The following is a 23,229-nucleotide window of genomic DNA, read 5'->3' as shown; positions in this document are numbered from 1 at the left end:
CGCTGGGGGTTGTCTTCGCAGGTTACCCACGCCCCTGCCGAGCGCAGCAGGCCGATTAGTGTGGAGGTCATGAGTGAGCAGCGCAGCAAGGCAGACAACACCTCCTGGCAGGGCTTTTCCACCAAGGCGGTACACGCGGGTTACGAGCCCGATCCGCTGACCGGCGCGGTGAACGTGCCGATCTACGCCAGCTCCACCTTCGCGCAGGACGGCGTGGGCGGCATGCGCAGCGGATTCGAGTACGCGCGCACCGGCAACCCGACTCGTCGTCCGCTCGAGGCCAACCTCGCGGCCATCGAGTCCGGCACCTACGGCCGGGCGTTCTCCTCGGGCATGGCCGCTACGGACTGCCTGTTACGTTCGGCCCTGCGTCCCGGTGATCATCTCGTCATTCCCAACGATGCCTACGGCGGCACCTACCGATTGATCGACAAGGTCTTCACCCAGTGGGGCATCGAGTACTCGGTGGCCGCGGTGTCGGACGTCGACGAGGTCCGCGCGGCGATGCGACCGAACACCAAGCTCGTCTGGGTCGAGACGCCCACCAACCCGTTGCTCAACGTCGGTGACATCGAGGCGCTCTCGGGTGTCGCGCACGAGGGTGGGGCCAAGCTCGTCGTCGACAACACGTTCGCATCCCCGTACCTGCAGCAGCCTCTGAGCCTCGGTGCCGACGTGGTGCTGCACTCGACCACCAAGTACATCGGTGGTCACTCCGATGTGGTCGGCGGTGCGTTGGTGACCGACAGCGAGGAACTGGATACGGCCTTCGCATTCCTGCAGAACGGTGCAGGCGGCGTTCCGGGACCGTTCGACGCGTTCCTGACCTTGCGTGGAATCAAGACCCTTGCGCTGCGGATGGAACGCCACAGCGACAACGCCGAAAAGATCGTCGAATTCCTCGACGGACATCCGGCCATCTCGTCGGTCATCTACCCCGGACTCGAATCGCACCCGTCCCATGCGGTCGCCGCCAAGCAGATGCGACGCTTCGGCGGCATGGTGTCGGTGCGCCTGGCCGGTGGCAAGCAGGCCGCTCTCGATTTCTGCGCGAAGACCGAGATCTTCACCCTCGCCGAGTCGCTCGGTGGCGTCGAATCGCTGATCGAGCACCCGGGTGCCATGACCCATGCGTCGACGGCCGGTTCGCTGCTCGAGGTCCCCGACGATCTGGTGCGGCTGTCCGTCGGTATCGAGGACGGTGCCGATCTGGTGGGCGACGTCGAGCAAGCGCTGGCATGATCGTCGCACTGATCGACTCGGGGTTGGGAATGCTCCCGACGGCTGCGCGGCTGCGACAAGCGCGCCCCGAGCTCGATCTGGTGCTGATGATGGATCCGGACAATGCTCCGTGGGGACCCAAGCCCGATCGGTGGGTGATCGATCGGGTGGTCGGAACGGCGCAGCATGCCGTCGAACTCGGTGCCGAGGTGGTCGTGCTTCCGTGCAACACCGCCAGTGTGACGGCGCTGGGTCACGTCCGGGCCGCGCTCGGTGACACGGTTCCGGTGGTGGGCACCGTTCCGGCGATCAAACCCGCTGCGGCGGTGAGTGATCGAATTGCTGTCTGGGCGACGGCGGCCACGACTGCCAGCGCCTATCAGGGGCGGTTGATCGAGGAGTTCGCCTCGCACCGGACGGTGACGAGTGTGGCGTGTCACGGTCTGGCGGATTCGATCGATCGCGGAGATGCTCGGGGGATCAGCGCTGCCATCGCCGCCGCCGTGGCAGCCACCCCCGACGACGTCCAATCGATCGTGTTGGGCTGCACGCACTATCCGCTGGTGCGAGGCGAGATCGTCGCACAGCTGCCCACCGAGGTGACGCTGTTCGACAGCGCCGATGCGGTGGCCAACCAGACGGTCCGACGCGTCGACGAGGTCGGTTCCAGCGGTTCGGGAACCGGCCGAGTATCGGTGTGGTTGAGCGGGAGCGAAGGCCGTTTGCCGGCGAGCGCGCAGCGGTATCCCGAGGGGGAACTGCTGTTCGACGACGTACGAGCAGAGCAACACTGATCTTCCGGGAATGCGAGGCGATCCTGCGCGTTGTCTTTCACTGAGCTAAGGATCACTGCAGTGGAAGGAAACACATGGTCGGCGTGGACACTCGGAGTCCAGCGGGACGGACCGCGGCGCGAATTCCGCACCGGTACGCGTTCTGGGTGGTCGGAATTGCCTTTCTGGTCCTGATGGCCTCCGCGTCGGCACCGTCACCGCTGTACCCGGTGTACCAACAGGCCTGGGGATTCAGCGCTCTCACCCTCACGGTCGTCTTTGCCGTGTATGCGGTCGCGTTGCTGTCCACGTTGCTCACCGTCGGTAGTCTGTCGGACCACATCGGGCGCAAACCGATTCTGATCGCCTCACTGCTGCTGCTCGCAGTCAGCTTGGTGCTGTTCATCGTCGCCGACAGCGTCCCGATGCTCATCGCGGCACGCGTCGTGCAGGGAGTCGCGGCCGGCGCGGCCACCGGAGCGATGAGTGCGGCCGTCATCGATCTGCAGCCCAACGCCTCCACCGGGCCGTTGCTCAACAGCGTGGCTCCTTCACTGGGGCTCGCCGGTGGCGCGCTCGGTGCCGGACTGTTGGTGCAATTGGCACCGGCACCGGAGATTCTCGTCTTCGTCCTGTTGATCGTTGCTGCCCTGACGTTGGCCGTCGCGCTGCTGTTCGTGCCGGAGACGTCGGCGATGCGCGGCTTCGACTCTCGCCGTCACCTCGCGGCGACCCTGCTGCCGAGGATGTCGATCCCGAAGTCGGTGCGGGCACCGTTCTTTCTCATCGCTCCCGCTTTGTTCGCGACCTGGTCCCTCGGCGGGTTTCACCTCTCGCTCGGGCCGTCCATCATCGGCACCCTGTTCGGCGTGGACAACCACATCGTGGGCGGGCTGGAGATCTTCGCGCTGTTCGCCACGGGTGCGGTGGCAGCTGCAGTGGTGCGCAATCGGTTCCCCCGTGCGGTGATGATGACCGGTGCGACCGTGTTGGCGGCAGGCGTCGCGCTGACACTGGTGTCGGTGCAGATCGAGTCGATAGCGATGTACTTCGTCGGGGCGGTGATTGCCGGATCGGGCTGGGGGGCAACCTTTCTCGGATCGATGCGCACGCTCGGTGCCTTGGTCCCCGCCGCAGAGCGAGGTGGAGTGTTCGCCACGACCTTCGTCATCAGTTACCTCGCGTTCAGCGTGCCCGCAGTGGTCGCCGGGCTGGCGGTGCACCGACTCGGTCTGAGCACGACGGTGGAGCTGTACGGAGGATTCGTCATCACGCTCGCTCTGATCTCGGTTCTCGGATTCTCGGTGGCACAACGACGAGATCGCTAGTGCGGCAGAGTCTGTGAATCGCCTCTGCCGAGGGTGAGCGAACGGTCCTACCCGATCGGGTAGTTCGCTCGGGTCGTTGGCAGGGTTTGCGCCTTCAGGTGTTCCATCGACGTGCCGGGCGGTGGAGTGTGGTCACCAGTGAGACGCCGATCACAGGTGTAGGCGTCTTGTCACTCACACTCACCGAGGAGACACCGATGGTTATCGAGCTCAATCAGATCTGGGAATTCCCCATCAAGGAGTTCCACCCGCTGCCACGCGCCAAGCTGGGAGTCGGCGCTCACGACATGATCGGCGTCGAAGCCAAGGAACTCGGATTCAAGCGTTCGCTGCTCGTCACGACCGGGTTGCGCGGGTCCGGAATCATCGAGGAACTGATCGGCAAGATCGAGTACCAGGGCGTCGAGGTGGTCCTCTACGACAAGGTCGAGTCCAATCCCAAGGACTACAACGTCATGGACGGTGCTGCGCTGTACCAGAAGGAGAAGTGCGACAGCGTCATCTCCGTCGGTGGTGGCTCCAGCCACGATGCGGCCAAGGGCATCCGCGTCGTCGTCGCCCACGACGGCCGCAACATCAACGAGTTCGAGGGATTCTCCAAGTCCACGAACAAGCAGAACCCACCGCACATCGCGGTATCCACCACTGCCGGAACCGGTTCGGAGACGTCCTGGGCCTACGTCATCACCGACACCTCGGACATGGAGAAGCCGCACAAGTGGCTCGCCTTCGACGAGGCGTCGACACCGACTCTGGCACTGGACGATCCGCTGCTCTACTACACCTGCCCCCAGCAGTGGACCGCGTTCTGTGGCTTCGACGTTCTTGCCCACGGTGCCGAGCCCTACGTCTCGCGTCTGGACTTCGCACCGTCGCTGGGCAACGCGATCTACTCGATCGGCTTGGTGTCCAAGCATCTTCGCGAGGCCGTGTACGACCCGGGCAACCTGAAGGCTCGCGAGGGCATGATGAACGCCCAGTACATCGCCACGCAGGCCTTCAACTCCGGCGGACTCGGTGTCATTCACTCGATCTCGCACGCGATCAGTGCGTTCTACGACAGCGCTCACGGCCTCAACAACGCCATCGCTCTGCCGCGTGTGTGGGAGTACAACCTGCCCTCACGCTACGAGCGCTATGCGGAGATCGCCGTGGCGATGGGTGTCGACACCAAGAACATGACGACGGTTCAGGCCGCCGACGCTGCCGTCGAAGCCGCCATCCGCCTCGCCAAGGACGTCGGCATTCCCGACAACTTCGGATCGATCCGTTCGGCGACGTACGACAAGAACCGGATGAACACCGGCAAGTACGCCGGCAAGGGCGACGTGATCAAGGGCGACGAGAAGTCGGTTCTGAAGATCTCCGAGCACATCCAGGAAGACTGGTGCACCCCGGGCAACCCGCGTGAGGTCACCGTCGAATCGATGATCCCCGTCGTCTCGCACGCGATCAACGAGTCGTACTGATGCTGCGCAGTGGTGCGGTTATGTGCCCCGGGCGGCACATAACCGCACCACTGCGGCTCCGCCGCACCACGAAGGGAAACACATGACCTCGCTGTCGACAGTGCGTAGCGACGACACCGGCACCGTTCGATTCACCGACGCCGCCGATCTGCAGCGCGCGCTCGGCGAGCAGGACTACATCGCCGACGACGACCTCGCCACCGTGGTGCATCTGGCGACAGCGCTCGATCGCCCGCTTCTGCTCGAAGGCCCGGCAGGCGTGGGTAAGACGGAGCTGGCGAAATCCCTTGCTGCGGCGAGCGGTCGCAAGCTCGTGCGCCTGCAGTGCTACGAGGGTCTCGACGACAACCGAGCCCTGTACGAGTGGGACTACGCCAAACAGCTTCTGCACGTGCAGATGCTGCGTGAACACATCGGTGCGCTCACCCAGCACGTCACCGACATCGACGACGCGTCGGCGATGCTCGCGGCCAAGGACTTCGGCCTCTACTCCGAACCCTTCCTCGCCGTGCGCCCCTTGCTGGAATCGGTGCTCTCGGAAGAGCCGGTGGTGCTCCTGGTCGACGAAGTCGATCGCACCGAGGAGTCGATGGAGGCATTGCTCCTCGAGGTACTCGCCGAGAAGCAGGTGACCATCCCCGAGGTCGGCACGTTCACCGCGCGCAGCGATCCGTGGGTGATATTGACCTCCAACGACACTCGTGAGCTGTCCTCGGCTCTGAAGCGGCGCTGCCTGCACTTTCACCTCGATTACCCGACTGCGGCGCGAGAACGCGAGATCGTGACCGCTCGTGCTCCCGAGGTGCCCGCACACATCGCAGCCGACATCGTGGCATTGGCGACGGAATTGCGAGAGCTACCGCTGCGCAAGAGCCCGTCCATCTCGGAGGTGATCGACGCGGCCCGCATCGCGTCGGTGCTCGGACACACCGCCGACACCCGCAAGTATCTGCTTGCCGCGCTGGTCAAGTACTCGTCGGACATGAAGATTGCCATGGCCGGGCCGGTAGCAGAAACATCCTCTGCAGCAACATCACTCGGAGCGGTCGTCAACACGACCGCGACGGCCTTTCGGGGACACGGTGGACGCGACAAGGGCGGCATCGGAATACGACGATGACCGGGAATCAACCGTTCTCGGCATCGGTGGTGCTCGATGTGTTGGCAGCGGTCTTCGGGCGGACGCTCAGGCGCTTCGGAGTGGCGGCGTCGCCGGCCGAGGTCATCGAGGTACGACGCGTCCTCGGTCTCCTCGGGGGCCGTGACCTCACGATTCTGCGTGCCGCACTGCGCGCGACGTGTGCCAAGTACGACCACGAACAGCACGGTTTCGATCTCGCCTTCGAGTCGATGTTCGAGGCCCCCATCGACAGTGCTGTGGACGAGCATCGATCGCCGTTGGGTGCACAGGTCGCGGGCGGACTTCCGACGGACCTGGACGTGGGAGCGGATCAGGAGGCCGCGAAGTACGCCGAGTACAACGAACGAGCTGTCGAGATCGGGGATCTGCTCGACGCGCCCGAGGCAGACAAGGGCTTCAACCCCCACAAGGACGACGACGACATCAGCCTGTCCTCCGAGGACCACGACCTGTCGATCGACACCGACGGCGACATGGGACGGCGTGGCGTCACCTACACCGTCGACCTGGAGCGGTCCGGATCGACGGCGGCAGGGGAGTTGGCGTCGAGCACCAGCGGAGCGGTTGCGGGACAACTCAATTGGGAGGATCCGTCGAGCATCCTGGCGTGGTTCGATGCGTACGATCCGCGCAGCGTCTACGGCGACGGCGGTGATTCGGGTCCGCTGAGTACCGCGATGCTGGATCGGATCACCGATGCCGTCGAGGCATTCGTACAGGCTCTGGGCGAGTTGACGGGAACGATGTCGGCACCGATGCCGGTCGAGGGTGTCGGCCGACCCATCGACAGCCACGCCGAGATCGAGCGTGCGAGTTACGAAGTGCTGCGGCACATGCGCGGTACTCCGCGACCGCGGCCACGCGAGCACTCGCGAGGGCCGTTGGACATGAGGCGCACCGTGCGGTCGAGTCTGCGAACCGACGGAATTCCGTTTCGTCTGGTCACGAAGACACCCGTGCCCGACAAGGTCCGACTCCTGGTGCTTGCGGACGTCTCTCTGTCGGTACGGCCCATCACCGCGTTCACGCTGAGGCTCGCACAAGCGATGCATTCACGTGCGCACCGATGCACCGTCATGGGCTTCGTGGACGCGCCGGTGGACGTGACGACCACCTTGCTCGGTAGCACCGGCGACGGCGCACTGGCTGCCGTGCTCGCGGATGCTCGACTGGACCTCGAAGCCAGCAGCGATTACGGCAGGACCTTCACCGATCTGCTGGACTCGCACGCCGAGGTACTGAACAAGCGCACTGCCGTGATCATCGTCGGCGACGGCCGCTGCAACGGACGCCCGTCGGGGCTGGACGCTTTGGAGAAGATTCGGTCCAAGGTGCACCGCATCGCGTGGATCACTCCCGAGGCCCGCCGCTATTGGGCGCAGGCCGCGTGCTCGATGGAGGACTACGAGCAGATCTGTGACCGAGTAGTGGTGGCGAGGGATGGGGAACAGCTGACGGCGCAGGCGGCCGAACTGGGGCATGCGCTGTCGTGAGCAACGGCCGACCCTGACCGTTCGGATCGGGTACCTACCCGATCGGGTAGGTGGGAACCTGGCCCGGCGCTGGTGGGATTCGACGAACCGCCCTCGTAGGGTTGTAACCTGAATCACATGCCCGGATGTCTCGGGCCGATGGACAGCGAGGGTGTGAACCGTGGACCAGGCAGCTACTGCGAACGTAGGCAAGGCGCTGCACGACCTCGACGATCGACGCAGCCGCTCGGAGGCACCCCGCGTACTCAAGTTCCATGCCCCGGAGATCGTGTTCGGTCAGGATTCGTTGGGTGAAGTGGCGCATGCAACGCTTCGATTGGGTGGAGTGCGTCCGCTGGTGGTCACCGATGCCGGTTTGATCGACAGCGGTTGGGCGGGTCAGCTGATCGATCTGCTCACCGCCCAGGGCTTGTTTCCTCAGGTGTGGAGCGAACTGACGCCCAACCCCAAGGACGTCGAGATCGAAGCCGGATATGCGGCCTACACCGAACTGGGCTGCGATGTGCTGGTGGCCATCGGCGGGGGATCGGTGATGGATGCGGCCAAGGGTATTGCGATCCTGGCCGGCAACGGCGGCAGGATCCTCGACTACGAAGGCGTCGACCAGGCTACGCGTCCGATTCCACCTCTGGTCATGGTGCCGACGACCTCCGGTACCGGTGCCGACGTCTCCCAGTTCTGCATCGTCACCGACACGGCGCGCTCGACGAAGATCACCATTCTCGGCCGGGCTCTGGTCCCCGACATCACCGTGATCGATCCGACGTTGCTGACGACTATGCCTGAATGGCTGAATGCAGCAACGGGTTTGGATGCCTTGACGCACGGAATCGAGGCATTCGTCTCGCTCGGACACAACCAGCTCACCGACCACCATGCCCTGCGGGCCATCACCATGGTGATGTCGCAATTGGCGCGGACCATCGACGAACCCGCCGACATGGTTGCGCGCGGATCGATGGCCCAGGCCAGTCTCGAAGCGGGGCTGGCCTTCACCAACGCGATACTCGGTGCAACGCACGCGATGAGCCACCAGGTGGGCGGACTGCTCGACCTGCCACACGGCGTGATCAACGGGGTGCTGCTGCCCCACGTCATTCGTTTCAACGCAGCAGAGGATCCCTTGCCGTACGTGGCGATAGCGACCAGTCTCGGGCTCGACGAGGGGCGTGCCGGGCCGGAGGAGGCGGCGATGGCCGTTGCCGACAGGGTCGACCGACTCGCTCGGCAAGTGGGTGTTCCTGCGGGCCTGGCCGAGATCGGCGTCAGCGAGTCCGATCTCGATGTGTTGGCTACCAACGCTTTACACGATGCCTGCATGTCCACCAATCCTCGCTCGGCGACGCACCGCGAAATGGTCGAACTGTTCCGGAGCGCGCTGTGACGTCCGGACCCGATCTGTCGCTGCTGACTGGACTGCGCTCGGGCAAGAACACGTTCTATCCCCAGTATCGCGGCGCGGCCGAACGGTTGGAACGCGTTGTCTATGCGCTGGAACTGATTTCGCGGGCGCTGGTGCGGACGGTCGACGGTCCCGAGACGCTGGTGTGCGCTGTGGCCGAGGCTGCACGCGCTCATCTGAGTGCACGCTGGGTCGTGTTCGCTCTCGCCGACGGTGCCTTCCCGGATGCCGGGCCCCGACGGTTGGTGCTCGGACCGGATGCGACTCCGTTCCTGGTCGACAATGTCGAAGGTCCACCGCTGCCGGACGACGTCATCGACTGCCTCGAGTCGATTCGGGCGTCCACCTGCGGGGACGGGCAGACCCCGGTGATCTCGGCTCATCACGCCTTCGTACCGATCGCATTCGACGGAAGAGTCGTGGGCGCGTTCGCGGCGTGGACCGGCGATCAGCGTGTGCTCGACGCCACCGACGCGGCCGTCTTGAGCATCCTCGCCAGCCAGACGGCGGTGGCGCTGCAGAATTCGGCTCTGTTCCAGAGTCGGCGGCAATTGCTCGAACGCACCGAGAGTGCGTATGCGGAGGCAAATCGAACAGCAGCCGATCTTGCCGCCCGCAATGCCGAACTGTTGCTGACGCAGCGGCAACTGGGTGCCGCGCATCGACACCAGGTGCTCGACGACGAACGACATCGTATCGCTCGTGAACTGCACGACAGCGTGACCCAGGCCGTGTTGTCCGCGGGGATGCAGATCGAAGTGTGTCGGAGCGAAATCTCGGCCGAGGAGCGCAGTGACAGGCTGGATCTGGCGAAAGATCTGACGCGTCGAGCTGTGGAACAACTGCGGTCGGCGATCTACGCGCTGAATCACCCGCAGGACGCCGACCGTACGTCGCTTCCCGAAATGCTCGAACAGCTCTCGGTGGTCCACATGCCCGACGAGCTGCAGGTGTCGTTGCGCGTGGAGGGAACTCCCATCGAGTTGAGCAGTGAATGCGAGCACGCATTGCTCCGCATCGCCGGCGAAGCGCTGTTCAACACAGCGGTGCACGCGCACGCGTCGCGGGCAATTCTGCGATTGACCTATACGCCCGATCAGGTGCAGCTGTCGATCGCCGACGACGGTGACGGCGATCCGGCCCACCTGCGCATGATGCTGCACATGGCCGAATCCACCGATGTCGACGGCAGGCACCGTGGATTGGCGAACATGGCGGCCCGCAGTCGCGAACACGGCGGGGCGTTGGAGATCCGCCGAGCCCGAACCGGGGGAGTGCGTGTAGCGGTGCGCATTCCACTCCAGGAACATTCCGAGAAGGGCGAAACACAGTGAGCGTTCCAACTGTTCGCACGGGGACAGGGCAGGTGGTGGCACCGACGGTGCGCATCGTGCTCGTCGACGATCACGCAATTCTTCGCGACGGGCTACGTTCGGTACTCGAACGCGAGTCCGACCTGACCATCGTGGGGGAGGCGTCCACTCGGGAGGAGGGATTGGCCGTCGTCGCGCGGGTGGAGCCCGACATCGTGCTGATGGACCTCAAGCTCTCGGCCAGCTCGGACTACGAGGGGCTTGCGCTGTGTGCGCAGTTGGCGAAGGCGCACAACGGAATCGGTCTGCTGGTGCTCACGACCTTCCTCGACGACCGACTCGTGGTGGAGGCCGTGCATGCGGGAGCGCGCGGGTACGTGGTCAAGGACGTCGACACCACCGAGTTGGTACGCGCGATCCGCGCGGTCTCGCGAGGCGAGAGCGCCTTCGACTCGCGGAGCGCCTCGGCTGTTGTACGTTCTCTCAACGGCACACCGAGCAGCATCGAGCGCCTCACCGAGCGCGAGCTCGAAGTGCTACGGCTACTGGCAACGGGATTGTCCAACAACATGATCGGAACGCGGCTGTTCATCTCCGCCACGACCGTGAAGTTCCACGTCAGCAACATCATGCGCAAGCTCGCGGTGTCCAGACGAGCCGAGGCGGTATATGCGGCGAGTAAGCAAGGGTTGATTTGACGTCTGCGAGGCCCGCCGAGCGGAACACCCGGGCTGATTCCTTCCGGCCTGGCGGACGCCCGCCGTCCGATCAGGCGAACTGAGGCGCAGAGTTCTTGTCGAGCACGAGCCATCCGCCGTGGTGCTCCGACGTCTCGAACTGCGTACCGGACGATCGACCGAGCTCGACCAACGCAGCATCGTCGAACGTGCGAATGTGTCCGTGGCAGGCGGTGGTCTCGGTCTCGAAGGGCACAGCAACGACGACACGGGTGCGCGCGATCCGTAGCGCTTCTTTCATTATGCGCGTGCCGGTTTCGGCGTCGACGTGCTCGAGGAGATGCAGTGCGGTCACGGTATCGACACTGTTGTCTGCGACTGGAACATCGGAAGCATCACACACGACAGTGTCGAGCGTGATCCCGAGATGCGGGGCAACGGTGGCGAGCAGACGCATGGTGCCGGCGGAGAGGTCGGTCGCAGTCACCGAGTGACCCTTCTTCGCCAGTCGCAGCGGAAAGAAGCCGAAGCACGAACCCATGTCGAGCACCGACCCGACGATCAAAGCCTCGGCGCGCGCATGGATGGGAGCGAATTCGGCCGCGCCGGAGAGCAGTTCGTCCAGGGAATTGCGGTAGTAGGTCGTCCAGGCCTCGACCGGATCGGCGACGGTGGTGCGGACGATCCCGACCAACACCGATTCGAACTCCCGCTGGGACAGACCTACATGACGGGCCTGTGCGGTCACGATCGGAACGAGGCGCTCACCGATCTCGGCCGACGTCAGGCCATGGCCGACCTGCACGGTCGATCCTGTTCGGGCTGCGTCCAACTCGAGTCCGGGTATACGACGGACCACGACGTTCTCGTGACCCCACACGTCGTGGGGGCTCGGTGCGAGCGCATCCAGTTCGGTCATCTCGAAAGCCTTCTGTATTCATGCACTAAGGCGGTGGGGTCAAGCCGGACTGCAACGGTGCGATTCCGGCAGTGAGTAGCTCGACCAGACTCGATCGGTCATCGGTCAGCCACTGCTCGTATGCCGAGATTGCCACACCGAGGACCATCCAGCCAACAGTTCGCGGAAAGTGGTCTGTCGGATCGGAAGCGGTTCGTGCGGCAACGTATTCGGCGATGACGGCTCGCCAACCCTCGTACATGACCATCGAATAGCTCTGCAGTGCAGGATTGCTCAGTATCAACGACATCCGTTGTCGGTGAACCGCGGTTTCTTCTTCCGGAAAAGTGTTGAACTGCAACAAGGCCGAACGTAGTCCATCGGCGAGTTCTATGTCCGCGGGTAGGCCGTTCAGATGTCCCCTCAGCGCTGCGAGTTGAGCGTCGAAGTCACCCCAAGGAACCGCATTCTTGGACGGGAAGTAACGGAAGAACGTCCGCCGAGCGATGCCTGCCGCGTCGGCTATGTCGTCGATGCTGGTCTCCTCGAAACCTCGGGAGGCGAACAGTTCGATCCCGAGATCGCTCAGTTCGCCCCGTGTCGTGGACGGGCGCCGACCTACCCGAGTGGACGGTTTCTCACTCCTGGCCATATTTCCCTTCGATCTACTGGTTTTTCTGCACCCAGTGCCATTATGGTGGTGATCCAAGCCACTGTCGATCACGATTGTGGTCCCCAACATCTTTCGGAGGTTTCAGATGTCGAAGAACAACGAGAACCCTGTGGTAGATACCGCCGTCGTCGAATCCGATCTGGTCGAAGAGTCGTTGGTCGAGGAAGTGTCGATCGACGGCATGTGCGGCGTGTACTGATCATGACTGTTGCAGTGCAGGGCGCACTCGATGTGGATGTGCCGTGGGCATTGCATCCGCAGGTGGCGCTGCGTCCCGAGTCGTTCGGGGCGCTGCTCTACCACTTCGGAACTCGCAAGCTCTCCTTCCTGAAGAACCGCACGATCGTGGCGATCATCGAGTCTCTTCCCGATCATCCCGATATGCGCACCGCGATCGCGGCCGCAGGGATCACGGAGTCCGGATCGGCTCCGTATGTGAAGGCACTCGCGACGTTGGCCGACTCGAAGATGATCACGCCCCGCTAAGGACCATTGACCCTCGACACCTTTCTGGACAGGACCGACCCACATGACTTCCACTCTCGAAAGACCCGCTCCGGTAGGAAAACTCGTCGATCAGTTCGAGCTCGGTCTCGACGCACCGATCTGTCTGACGTGGGAATTGACGTACGCCTGCAATTTGTCGTGCGTGCATTGCCTGTCCTCGTCGGGTCGTCGTGATCCGCGTGAACTGAGCACCGAGCAGTGCAAGTCGATCATCGACGAGTTGCAGAAGATGCAGGTGTTCTACGTCAATATCGGTGGCGGTGAGCCGACGGTGCGGTCGGATTTCTGGGAGCTCGTCGACTACGCGACGGCGCATCAGGTGGGGGTGAAGTTCTCCACCAACGGGGTCAAGATCGACAAGAAGGTGGCGGCGCGGTTGGCGGCGTCGGACTACGTCGATGTGCAGATCTCCATCGATGGCGCGACCGCGGAGGTCAACGATGCGGTCCGCGGACCGGGTTCGTTCGACATGGCGTGCCGCGCTCTGGAGAATCTGAAAGAGGCCGGATTCCGGGACGCGAAGATCTCCGTCGTCGTCACCCGGCACAACGTGAGCCAGCTCGACGACTTCAAAGCGTTGGCCGACAAATATGCTGCGACACTGCGCATCACCCGGTTGCGGCCCTCGGGTCGCGGCGCGGATGTCTGGGATGATCTGCACCCGACAGCCGGTCAGCAGCGCGAGCTCTACAACTGGCTCGTCGCCAACGGTGAGGGTGTGTTGACGGGGGATTCGTTCTTCCACCTGTCGGCGTTCGGTGACGCTCTGCCCGGTCTCAACCTCTGTGGCGCGGGGCGGGTGGTGTGCCTGATCGACCCGATCGGTGATGTGTATGCGTGCCCGTTTGCCATTCACGAGAACTTCCTCGCCGGCAACATAGTCCGTGACGCGAAGGACGGTATGGGAGGGTTCCAATCCGTCTGGCAGACCTCGGAGTTGTTCCAGGAGTTGCGCTCCCCGCAGACCTCGGGTGCCTGCACCAAATGTGCCCACTTCGATTCGTGCCGCGGTGGCTGTATGGCAGCGAAATTCTTCACCGGTCTCCCCATGGATGGCCCGGATCCCGAATGCGTCATCGGTAACGGCGAAATGGCGTTGGCAGCGGCGGGGGAGATCCCCAAGTCCAGCGTCGATCATTCTCGTACCGGCCAGCGCAAGACCCCTCGAAAGTCGGTGCCGCTCACGTTGATGATGCGTCCGCCGGCGAAGATCTGCGACGAGAACCCGCTCGCAGGAATGGAACAGGAAGCACAGTAATGGCCAAGAGTGCGTGGTTCGAGACCGTTGCCGAAGCGCAGCGGCGGGCGAAGAAACGTCTACCGAAATCCGTGTATGCCGCGCTGGTAGCCGGGTCCGAACGTGGGTTGACGATCGACGACAACATGGCCGCGTTCGGCGAACTCGGCTTCGCCCCGCACGTGGCAGGGCTGTCTGACAAGCGGGATCTGTCGACGACGGTGATGGGGCAGCCGCTGTCGTTTCCGGTCATGATCTCCCCGACGGGTGTGCAGGCGGTCCACCCGGATGGTGAGGTCGCTGTCGCGAGAGCGGCTGCGGCGCGGGGTATTCCGATCGGCTTGTCGTCGTTCGCGAGCAAGTCCGTCGAGGAGGTTGCTGCGGCGAATCCGCGGACGTTCTTCCAAATGTACTGGGTGGGCTCGCGCGAGATCCTGCTGCAGCGGATGGAGCGGGCCCGCGCAGCAGGTGCGGTCGGGTTGATCATGACGTTGGACTGGTCGTTCTCCAATGGCCGCGACTGGGGTTCGCCGTCGATCCCGGAGAAGATGGACCTCAAAGCGATGGTGCAATTCGCACCGGAGGGCATCACCCGCCCGAAGTGGTTGTGGGAGTTCGCCAAGACCGGCAAGATCCCCGATCTGACGACCCCGAACCTCACGCCACCGACCGGCGGTCCCGCGCCGACGTTCTTCGGTGCGTACGGCGAGTGGATGGGTACTCCGTTGCCGACCTGGGAGGACGTGGCGTGGCTGCGGGAGCAGTGGGGCGGGCCGTTTATGCTCAAGGGTGTCATGCGGGTCGATGACGCCAAGAAGGCCGTCGACGCAGGAGTGACGGCGATTTCGGTGTCCAATCACGGTGGCAACAATCTCGACGGCACACCGGCACCGATCCGGGCGTTGCCGGCGATCGCGGAGGCCGTCGGTGATCAGGTCGAGATCACCCTCGACGGCGGAATCCGGCGCGGCAGCGACGTGGTGAAAGCACTCGCACTCGGTGCGCGTGCGGTGTTGATCGGGCGGGCGTACCTGTGGGGTCTGTCGGCCGGCGGTCAGGCCGGTGTGGAGAACGTACTCGACATCCTGCGCGGCGGAGTCGATTCGGCCGTCCTCGGACTCGGACACACCTCGGTGCACGACCTGTCACCGTCGGATGTGGTGATGCCGGCCGGGTTCGACCGCAGGCTGGGTGTGTGACCGACTGGTTCGAGACTGTCGCCGAAGCGCAGCGGCGCGCGAAGAAGCGGCTTCCTAAGTCCGTGTATTCGGCGTTGGTCGCGGGATCAGAACAGGGAATCACCGCCTCGGACAACACGTCGGCGTTCGGTGAACTCGGGTTCGCCCCGCACGTGGCAGGTTTGTCGGACGCGCGCAATCTGTCGACAACTCTGATGGGGCAGTCGCTGTCGTTTCCGGTGATGATCTCCCCGACGGGTGTGCAGGCCGTACATCCCGATGGTGAGGTCGCCGTCGCGAGAGCGGCAGCGGCACGGGGGATCCCGATGGGTTTGTCGTTGTTCGCGAGCAAGCCCATCGAGGAGGTCGTCGCGGCGAACCCGCGGACGTTCTTTCAGTTGCATTGGGTGGGTTCGCGGGAGTTGTTGGCGCACATGCTCGATCGTGCACGTGCGGCGGGCGCGGTCGGGCTGATATTGACGATGGATTGGTCGTTCTCGGAGGGGCGCGATTGGGGGAGTCCGGTGATACCGGAACGCCTCGACGCCAGGGCGATGCTGCGGCTAACACCCGAAGTGTTGGCGCGGCCGCGGTGGCTGGCGCAGTGGGCGCGGTCAGGCACGTTCCCGGATCTGACGGCACCGAATCTCGCGCCGCCCGGTGGGCCTGCGCCGACGTTCTTCGCTGCGTATCGCGAGTGGAAGGCCACCCCGCTGCCGTCGTGGGAGGACATCGCATGGCTACGCGCGCAGTGGGATGGACCGTTCATGCTCAAGGGTATTGCGCGGGTCGACGACGCACTGCGGGCCGTGGACGCAGGTGTCACCTCGATTTCGGTGTCCAATCACGGGGGCAACAATCTCGACGGTTCCCCGGCGTCGATCCGGGTGTTGCCGGCGATCGCCGAAGCGGTGGGCGATCAGGTCGAGATCGCCCTCGACGGCGGTATCCGGCGGGGAAGTGATGTCGCGAAGGCGTTGGCGTTGGGTGCGCGGGCAGTGCTGATCGGGCGCGCGTATCTGTGGGGTCTCGCGGCGAACGGTCAGGCCGGGGTGGAGAACGTGCTCGACATTTTGGGCGGCGGTCTCGACTCCGCGGTCCTTGGCCTCGGCCGCGCATCGGTCCACGAACTGTCGCCGTCGGATGTCGTCGTGCCGGTGGATTTCAGTCGAGCGAATCAGCCCCCGGTCCGAGATACCCGAACCCGATCGGAGTCCGGGATACGGAACCGAGGAGCTGATTCGGAACGGCCACGGGTGTGTCACCAGTCGGACAGCTGAGTGTGACCGTCCTGTAGGGCACGTGCGAAGAGGGCAGCCTTCGTCGGCGCGTTGCGTCCCACTGCCGCGTACTTCTGACGAATGCGGGTGATGTGCGTGTTGATCGTGCCCACCGAGATGAAGACGGATCGAGCTGCGACCGTCTTCGAGTCGGAGGCGAACCAGGCGAGCATGACCTCGATCTCGCGAGCGCTCAGTGCAGGCTTGCGCCGACGAGGGTCGGGAGGTGTCGGGAACGCACCGGATGTCGGCTGTACCGGCCTCCGGAACCGATGATGTACCGCCGTTGCCAACGTGTGTTCGAGCACGAGAAGTTACCCCCTTGGAGAATCCACCGACAGGCTCATCGTCGGGGGAATTTCCTCGTGGTTCCAGCTCTGCGAGGAAGTCCATACAAGGTCAATACGTAGTGCTTCGCGCTCGATCCAAGCGTCATTCAAACGAATCAACTTGCCATTCTTGCTGCTCAGAGGGCGTTCGAGTGCGTATGCACTTGATTTCCCGGCCTTATAGTTTTCGCCCATGACCTCTGATCGCCCGGATCCCTCGTCGATCTCGGACCGCACCGAATTCGCCGCGGGGCTGCGGGCGATCAGGATCCGGTCAGGTGCCACGGTCCGCGATATCGTCGAGCGCTCCGGTGGGCTGCACGGCACGATCAGTGGCTGGTTCTCCGGTCACCACGTCCCCACCAAAGCCAGTGCCGAGATGTTCTCTGCGGTACTCATCGCCTGCGGTGTCGACAACGAGGACGAGCGTGCACGGTGGTGGGACGCGGTGTCGAGGGTGCGGTCCGTCTCGGGCAGGCGCACGGTCGACCCGGTGAAGGGCGACCCTCCGTACAAGGGCCTGGAAGCGTTCGAGTCCGCCGATGCGGAGTGGTTCTTCGGACGCGACGATGTGATCGAGCGTCTGAGCACGCGCGTCCGCGGAGCCCTCGACGGTGGGGGAGGCATCGTTTTTGTCGTCGGTGCTTCGGGCTCGGGCAAGTCCTCGCTGCTTCGCGCCGGCCTGGCACCGGTGTTCGCTGGTTCGGACATTTTCTCCGGCGTCGGCGACATACGCGCTTTCCCTGCGCGAGCAACGTCGTTCGCACCGGGCTCGGTCGTCGTGCTGGATCAGGCCGAGGAGCTGTGGACGCTCGCGTCGGCGAGTGAACGCGAGAACTTTCTCCGTGCGGCATCGGAGTTGCCGATGTCCGGGTCTGTCCTTGTCGTCGGACTGCGGGCCGATTTCTACCAGGACGCCGTATCCGAGGATGCTCTGCTGGCCGGGCTGTCCGACAACCCGGTGGTCGTCGGACGTCTCACCGAATCACAGCTGCGGCAGGTCATCGTCTCGCCTGCCGCGAAGGCGGGTGTCACTGTCGACGATGCACTGGTGCAGGTGTTGGTCGGCGAGTTGGGTCCGCGCGGATCGCAGTTCGCCCACGACTCGGGTGCCCTGCCATTGCTCTCGCATGCACTGCTGACCACGTGGCAGGTCTCCAGCGGCCGAACGCTGACCGTCGCGGACTATCTCGCAACCGGTGGCATCGGCGGAGCGGTGGGCCAGAGCGCCGAGGAAGTGTTCTCCACCTTGACTGCCGAACAGCAGCGCGAAGCACGCCGCATCTTCATGCGTCTGGTCAATCTCGACGACGACGTGGTCACTCGTCGCCGCGTCGATCGTGTCGAGCTGTTCCACGGCGACGACGATGCCGACGTGGTCACCGACGTCGATGTCGTCATCGAAAGGTTCGCCGCGCGCAGACTGCTGACCGTCGACGAAGAGACAGTCCAGGTCACCCACGAGGCGTTGCTCACGGCATGGCAGCGGCTACATGAGTGGCTCGACGACGATCGTCAATGGCTGGTCGAACACCGTCGGCTCACCCGAGCAGCCGAACTGTGGGAGAACAACGACCGTGACGCGGGCTCGCTGCTCCCGGAGTCGAGGCTGTCATTGGTACAGGAATCCGTCGGACCGGTGCGTCGGCGAGATCTCAATGCCGTCGAGAAGCTCTTCCTCGAAGCAAGCGCGAATCGAGTCGAGGAACAGAACCGAAACGACCGACGTCGACGACGCACCCTCGAAACGCTCGTCACCGCACTCGCGCTTCTGACCGTACTCGCGGTGACACTGGCGGTGACGGCATTCGTTGCCCGATCGGACGCGAACACCAGACGGGTCGATGCCGAACATGCGGAGGCGGTGGCCGTGTCACGCCAGATCGCCGGTGTGGCAGGGCAATTGCGAACGCAGGATCCCGGGCTGGCGGCATACTTCGCGCTGGCGTCGTACGAGACCGAACGAACATCGGAGGCGCGATCGGCGCTGCTCGATTCTTCGGCGATCCATACTCCGGTACGCCTGCGCGGAGTCGAGGGTGAGTCCGTGACCGCGGTGGATCCGCGCGGAAGCGTCGTGGCGACAGCCGGATCCGACGGGCGCGTACGACTGTGGTCTCTCGACGATGGCCACGCCCGGCTCGGTGAGATCGGTTCGCGGGATTCACTTGTGCTGTCGTTCGATCCGCGTGGTCGAGTTCTCGCAGTGGGCGGGTACTTCGGCGTCGAGTTGTGGGACGTATCGGATCCGACGAGGCCGACGACGTTGTCTGTCACGGATGTCACCGGTGTCCGGAGCCTGTCGTACTCGCCCGACGGCCGGTTCCTGATCGTCGGCACCCAGGACGAGAGGTTGCCCCTTCTCGACGTCACAGAACCCACCACGCCCCGCACGATCGGTGAGTTCTCGCAACCCGGTTCGCCCTCGGCAACGGAGTTCAGCCCGAACGGCAGGTTCCTGGTGACGGCCGGTGCCGGCCGCGCGATGCGGTTGTGGGACGCGACGCAGCTGACGGTTCTTCCTGCAGCGCAGCCCGTTCCGCTGCTCGACGTTCCTTCCGACGGGTCGACCTACACCTGGCGACAGTTGGCGTTCTCTCCCGACGGAACGACGTTGATCGCGGGTACCACCGGCCGTGAGGTTCTCCGGTGGGCCGTCGACGATGCCGGCCGACTCACTCCACTGTCTGCGTTGACGGGCTTCACCAGCTACGTCAACGATGTTGCGTTCAGCCGCGACGGGGCTCTGATCGCTGCGGTGAGTTCGGACAACTCGACGAAGGTGTGGAATGCGGCCTCGGGAACGCTGCAACTGACGCTTCCCGGTCCGATCGCGGTCGGTTCACTCGCGTTCTCACCGGATCGCTCGTCCATCGTGACTGCGAGCGGTGATGGAATCACCCGGATCTGGCCCATTCCCGGACCGGTCCTCGCCGATGCCGGTGACACCGTCTTTCAGAACGCCATCGATTCGTCGGGCACCCGCCTGCTGGTAGGTGCCGGTCGCCGCGCCACCGGCACGGTCCTCTGGGACGTGACGGATGTGGAGAATCCGGTGGCGTCGCCGCCGTTGCTGATCGGTGACGGTCTCGAGCAGACAGGTGCCGTGGCACTCACCGCCGACGGCACCCGAGCTGCGGCGGGCACGTCGACCGGTGGATTCCAGCTCTGGGACACAACCGATCTCGACGATCCGGTAGCTCTCGGCACCATTCGAACGGCAACGAGCAGTCTGACTGCGGTGGTGGCGTTCGATAGTTCTGGGACCATGCTCCTCGTGTCGGGCCAGAACTCGAACGACGTGTCGTTGTGGTCACTGGCGGATGCTTCGGCCCCGCGGGCTTTGTCGACCTTCGAGGCAGGAAACTATCCCTCCGCAATGGTGCTGTCTCGTGATGGGTCGGTGCTCGCCGTCGCCAGTGTCGGCGGTGTGGTCGAGTTGTGGGATATCGGCGACCCCACCGATCCGCGTCCGATCACCACGCTCGACGGTTTCGGAAGTGCAGTCCAGGCCGTGGCCATCTCCCCGGATGGGCGAACTCTCGCAGCGGGTAGTGCTGATCGCTCGATTCGATTGTGGGACATGGCAGATCCTGCCGGACCGCAGCATGTGGTTCGACTCGTCGGGCCGTCCAATCCGATCTGGTCGCTCGCCTTCGATCGGTCCGGTACGCGCTTGACCGCAGGCGACGGCGGTTCGACGGTCTGGCTGTGGAATGTCGGTGATCGTGCCGCGCCCGAGCAGTACGCCGCCCTTACCGCGTACGGCCAGCGTGTCTACGCAACGGTGTTCGCCGCAGACGGGCAGGTGCTGTTCGGTGGTGGCACGGCCCGCGATGTCCGCATGTGGCGGACCGAGCCGGAGGACGTCCGCACTCGCTTGTGCGAATCCGGTGGATCCTCGGTAACCGAAGCCGAATGGGCCCAGTACCTACCCGGCGTTCCCTACCGCACGTTGTGCGAGAGCTGATGGGTGGAAGCGCTTACCGGATCGGGTCAGCGGGAGGCCTGCTGAAACCTTCGAGCATCCCCGTGTAGAGCTTGGCTGTCGGCGTGGCGAATTCGCCACGCTTTCCGGTGCTCAGACCCAAGGCGACGAGGGATTGCACGAACAGGGTTCCCGCGGCCACACCGTCGACCACCGGTACTCCGATCTCGGCCGAAATGTGTTGGCACAGATCGGCCATGCCCGCGCATCCGAGCACGACGGCGTCGCTGCCGTCCGTTTCGACGGCGACGCGGCACGCCTCGGTGACGATCTTGCGGGCATCGGGGTCGGTCTCGAGATCGAGGACCGGCAGTTCGCACGCATGGATGCCGAGGCAGTGGCGTCCGAAGCCGTAGTGGTTCGCCAGATCCTGGGCACGCCCGATGGTGCGTCCGAGGGTGGTGACGACGCTGAATCCTCGGCCCAGGAAGCTCGCGGCGTGCATGGCCGCCTCGGCGATGCCGACGACCGGCCCGGCCGCCAGCTCGCGGGCTGCGTCGATACCGGGATCTCCGAAGCAGGCGATGACGTAACCGTCGACACCAGCGGCCTCGCCGCGGGCGATCTCGGCGAGAATGCCGGGGACGCTGAGCGCCTCGTCGACGTGACTCTCGATCGAAACGGGCCCCATCGAGGGGCTGACCGCGTCGACGACCGTGCCCGGGCCTACCACGGCCCGGGCACAATCACCGATCGTTGCGGTCATCGAACTGGTGGTGTTCGGGTTGATGACCTTGATGAGCACGAAACAGATCCTATGCCTTCACTGGAGCGTCGAAGTTGGTGACGGCCAGCTTGGTTCGCGTCGCGAGGAAGTAGTACGAGGCGAATCCGATGCCACAACCGATGAACCAGCTGTACTTGGAAGCGGTGGACATACCGGCGATCTCCAGCCCGTCGACGGCTCCGTTGAACAGCACGGTGAACATCGCCACCGCCGCGCCCGCGACGGTCGCGTACACCGCCGCCGGGTTGTAGCCCTTCGAATACCAGTACAGGCCTGTCTTGGACATCGAGAAGAGTTCGTCGACCGCCACATGCTGCTTACGGATCAGGTAGTAATCGGCGATCAGGATTCCGAACAGTGGCCCGATGAACGCGCCCAGTGTCTCGAGCGTCAGGTGGATGACCTCGGGATTGTTGTACAGGTTCCACGGGGTGATCAGTACCGAACCCACTGCCGCGATCATGCCACCCGCGCGCCAGCTGATGCGTTGCGGGCTGACGTTGGAGAAGTCGAATGCCGGAGCGATGAAGTTGGCGACGATGTTGATGCCGACCGTCGCGATGGCAAAGGTGAGGGCACCGAGGACGATGGCGAAGGTGCTGTCGATGCGGGCGACCGTCTCGACGGGGTCGGTGATCAGCTCACCGAACACCGGCAGAGTCAGCGATGCGGTGACGACGACGAGGATGGAGAAGACCAGGAAGTTGATGGGCAGACCGAGGAAGTTGCCCTTCTTGACGGCGGCGTACGACTTTCCGTAGCGAGAGAAGTCACCGAAGTTGAGCATCGGACCGGAGAAATACGAGACGACGAGCGCAATGGCTCCCAGCATGACGGGAACCGCGCTGAAGCCGGTGTACTCGACGTCGCCGAGGGTCAGATCGATTGCGCCCCAGCCGGCTTTCCAGATGAGATAGCCGCACAACATGAACATCACGACGTAGACGGCAGGGCCGCAGAAATCTATGAACTTGCGGATCGATTCCATCCCGCGCCAGAACACCGCGGCCTGGACGACCCAGAGGAACAGGAAGCTCGCCCAACCGAGCAACGAGAGCCCGGCGAAACCGTAGTCGGCGGTGACGGCGTACGGACCGAGAGACGGGAACAGTTTGATCAGCACGATGTCGAGGGCAGCCGACGCCAAGAACGTCTGAATGCCGTACCAGGCAACCGCTATCAAGCCACGGATGATCGCCGGAATGTTGGCACCGAGCACACCGAACACGCTGCGACAGATGACCGGATACGGAACTCCCGACACCTGGCTCGGCTTGGCGACGAGGTTGCAGAAGAAGTAGACGATCGTGATGCCGACCAGCAATGCGATCAGCACCTGCCAACTGGCCAAACCGAGCGCGAACAGGCTGCCCGCGGTCACGTAGCCGCCGACCGAGTGCACATCGGACATCCAGAAGGCGAAGAGGTTGTACGAGGTCCAGGTCTGCTTCTTCAGCGGAGCGAGATCCTCGTTCGTCAGGCGAGGGTCGTAGCTGTCCTTGATCAGTCCACCACCGACGGGGTGGCCCGCGGCTTCCACGAGATCTCCCGTTTGGGCGGGACCGTGCGCTGTATCTGTCATCGATGCTCCTGAC

General features: G+C 64.2%; 20 protein-coding genes. 15 read left to right on the top strand and 5 right to left on the bottom strand.

Going from position 1 to position 23,229, the window contains the following annotated elements:
- The first annotated feature begins 69 nt into the window (after positions 1-69).
- From MTX34_RS02160 to MTX34_RS02120, 9 genes are all read left to right on the top strand, one after another.
- On the top strand, positions 70-1,242 hold the full coding sequence (locus MTX34_RS02160) for a cystathionine gamma-synthase (protein WP_243597250.1): 1,173 nt from the start codon (positions 70-72) through the stop codon (positions 1,240-1,242).
- On the top strand, positions 1,239-2,015 hold the full coding sequence (locus MTX34_RS02155) for a glutamate racemase (protein WP_243597251.1): 777 nt from the start codon (positions 1,239-1,241) through the stop codon (positions 2,013-2,015). Before MTX34_RS02160 ends, MTX34_RS02155 begins: the two co-directional genes overlap by 4 nt.
- Before the next feature lie 74 nt (positions 2,016-2,089).
- Positions 2,090-3,322 carry an MFS transporter gene (locus MTX34_RS02150; RefSeq protein ID WP_243608274.1) on the top strand — a complete coding sequence of 411 codons (1,233 nt, stop codon included), beginning with the start codon at positions 2,090-2,092 and terminating at the stop codon, positions 3,320-3,322.
- Between the two features lie 197 nt (positions 3,323-3,519).
- A complete protein-coding gene (mdo, locus tag MTX34_RS02145; RefSeq protein ID WP_032376592.1) occupies positions 3,520-4,791 on the top strand; it encodes an NDMA-dependent methanol dehydrogenase in 1,272 nt (423 codons plus the stop codon).
- Between the two features lie 82 nt (positions 4,792-4,873).
- Complete coding sequence (locus MTX34_RS02140; protein WP_243608273.1) at positions 4,874-5,911, top strand: MoxR family ATPase; 1,038 nt, start codon at positions 4,874-4,876, stop codon at positions 5,909-5,911.
- A complete protein-coding gene (locus MTX34_RS02135) occupies positions 5,908-7,425 on the top strand; it encodes a VWA domain-containing protein (RefSeq protein WP_243608272.1) in 1,518 nt (505 codons plus the stop codon). Before MTX34_RS02140 ends, MTX34_RS02135 begins: the two co-directional genes overlap by 4 nt.
- A gap of 196 nt (positions 7,426-7,621) precedes the next feature.
- Positions 7,622-8,809, top strand: coding sequence for an iron-containing alcohol dehydrogenase (locus tag MTX34_RS02130; RefSeq protein WP_243608462.1), 1,188 nt, complete (start codon positions 7,622-7,624; stop codon positions 8,807-8,809).
- Positions 8,806-10,161, top strand: a complete 1,356-nt coding sequence (locus tag MTX34_RS02125; protein WP_308198162.1) for a histidine kinase — start codon at positions 8,806-8,808, stop codon at positions 10,159-10,161. Before MTX34_RS02130 ends, MTX34_RS02125 begins: the two co-directional genes overlap by 4 nt.
- Complete coding sequence (locus MTX34_RS02120; protein ID WP_308198163.1) at positions 10,158-10,838, top strand: response regulator transcription factor; 681 nt, start codon at positions 10,158-10,160, stop codon at positions 10,836-10,838. Before MTX34_RS02125 ends, MTX34_RS02120 begins: the two co-directional genes overlap by 4 nt.
- A gap of 70 nt (positions 10,839-10,908) precedes the next feature.
- Here MTX34_RS02120 and mftM read toward each other — a convergent pair whose 3' ends face one another.
- Positions 10,909-11,736 (bottom strand): mycofactocin oligosaccharide methyltransferase MftM, encoded by an 828-nt coding sequence (gene mftM / locus MTX34_RS02115; RefSeq protein ID WP_243608271.1) that lies wholly within the window; start codon positions 11,734-11,736, stop codon positions 10,909-10,911.
- 25 nt (positions 11,737-11,761) lie between these two features.
- Positions 11,762-12,367, bottom strand: a complete 606-nt coding sequence (gene mftR, locus MTX34_RS02110) for a mycofactocin system transcriptional regulator (protein ID WP_243608270.1) — start codon at positions 12,365-12,367, stop codon at positions 11,762-11,764.
- A gap of 106 nt (positions 12,368-12,473) precedes the next feature.
- Here mftR and mftA point away from each other — a divergent pair, with 106 nt between their 5' ends.
- The 5 genes from mftA to mftD (MTX34_RS02085) are packed head-to-tail and all read left to right on the top strand — an operon-like array spanning position 12,474 to position 16,590.
- Complete coding sequence (gene mftA, locus MTX34_RS02105) at positions 12,474-12,587, top strand: mycofactocin precursor MftA (RefSeq protein WP_243597257.1); 114 nt, start codon at positions 12,474-12,476, stop codon at positions 12,585-12,587.
- Between the two features lie 2 nt (positions 12,588-12,589).
- Positions 12,590-12,874: a mycofactocin biosynthesis chaperone MftB gene (gene mftB / locus MTX34_RS02100; protein WP_121870469.1), complete on the top strand. Its 285-nt coding sequence runs from the start codon at positions 12,590-12,592 to the stop codon at positions 12,872-12,874.
- A 43-nt stretch (positions 12,875-12,917) separates the two neighbouring features.
- Complete coding sequence (gene mftC / locus MTX34_RS02095; RefSeq protein WP_243597258.1) at positions 12,918-14,153, top strand: mycofactocin radical SAM maturase; 1,236 nt, start codon at positions 12,918-12,920, stop codon at positions 14,151-14,153.
- A complete protein-coding gene (gene mftD / locus MTX34_RS02090) occupies positions 14,153-15,331 on the top strand; it encodes a pre-mycofactocin synthase MftD (RefSeq protein WP_243608269.1) in 1,179 nt (392 codons plus the stop codon). Before mftC ends, mftD (MTX34_RS02090) begins: the two co-directional genes overlap by 1 nt.
- Entirely contained in the window at positions 15,328-16,590 is a 1,263-nt protein-coding gene (gene mftD / locus MTX34_RS02085; RefSeq protein WP_243608268.1) for a pre-mycofactocin synthase MftD, read from the top strand. Before mftD (MTX34_RS02090) ends, mftD (MTX34_RS02085) begins: the two co-directional genes overlap by 4 nt.
- Here mftD (MTX34_RS02085) and MTX34_RS02080 read toward each other — a convergent pair.
- Positions 16,572-16,898, bottom strand: coding sequence for a LuxR C-terminal-related transcriptional regulator (locus MTX34_RS02080; RefSeq protein WP_243597261.1), 327 nt, complete (start codon positions 16,896-16,898; stop codon positions 16,572-16,574). The two genes, mftD (MTX34_RS02085) and MTX34_RS02080, sit on opposite strands and share 19 nt — an antisense overlap.
- A 214-nt stretch (positions 16,899-17,112) precedes the next feature.
- Between MTX34_RS02080 and MTX34_RS02075 the strand changes: the two genes are divergently transcribed.
- A complete protein-coding gene (locus tag MTX34_RS02075) occupies positions 17,113-20,889 on the top strand; it encodes a WD40 repeat domain-containing protein (protein ID WP_243608267.1) in 3,777 nt (1,258 codons plus the stop codon).
- 13 nt (positions 20,890-20,902) lie between these two features.
- Here MTX34_RS02075 and MTX34_RS02070 read toward each other — a convergent pair whose 3' ends face one another.
- Together MTX34_RS02070 and MTX34_RS02065 are read right to left on the bottom strand one after the other, a co-directional pair.
- Positions 20,903-21,652 (bottom strand): aspartate/glutamate racemase family protein, encoded by a 750-nt coding sequence (locus tag MTX34_RS02070; RefSeq protein ID WP_308198462.1) that lies wholly within the window; start codon positions 21,650-21,652, stop codon positions 20,903-20,905.
- Between the two features lie 10 nt (positions 21,653-21,662).
- On the bottom strand, positions 21,663-23,216 hold the full coding sequence (locus MTX34_RS02065) for an NCS1 family nucleobase:cation symporter-1 (RefSeq protein ID WP_243608266.1): 1,554 nt from the start codon (positions 23,214-23,216) through the stop codon (positions 21,663-21,665).
- Positions 23,217-23,229 lie beyond the last annotated feature (13 nt).

The organism is Rhodococcus sp. ARC_M5, assembly GCF_022810405.1.
Taxonomy (GTDB): Bacteria; Actinomycetota; Actinomycetes; order Mycobacteriales; family Mycobacteriaceae; genus Rhodococcoides; species Rhodococcoides navarretei.
Note: the sequence above shows the minus strand (reverse complement) of the source record. Positions and strands in the feature narration are given on the sequence as shown.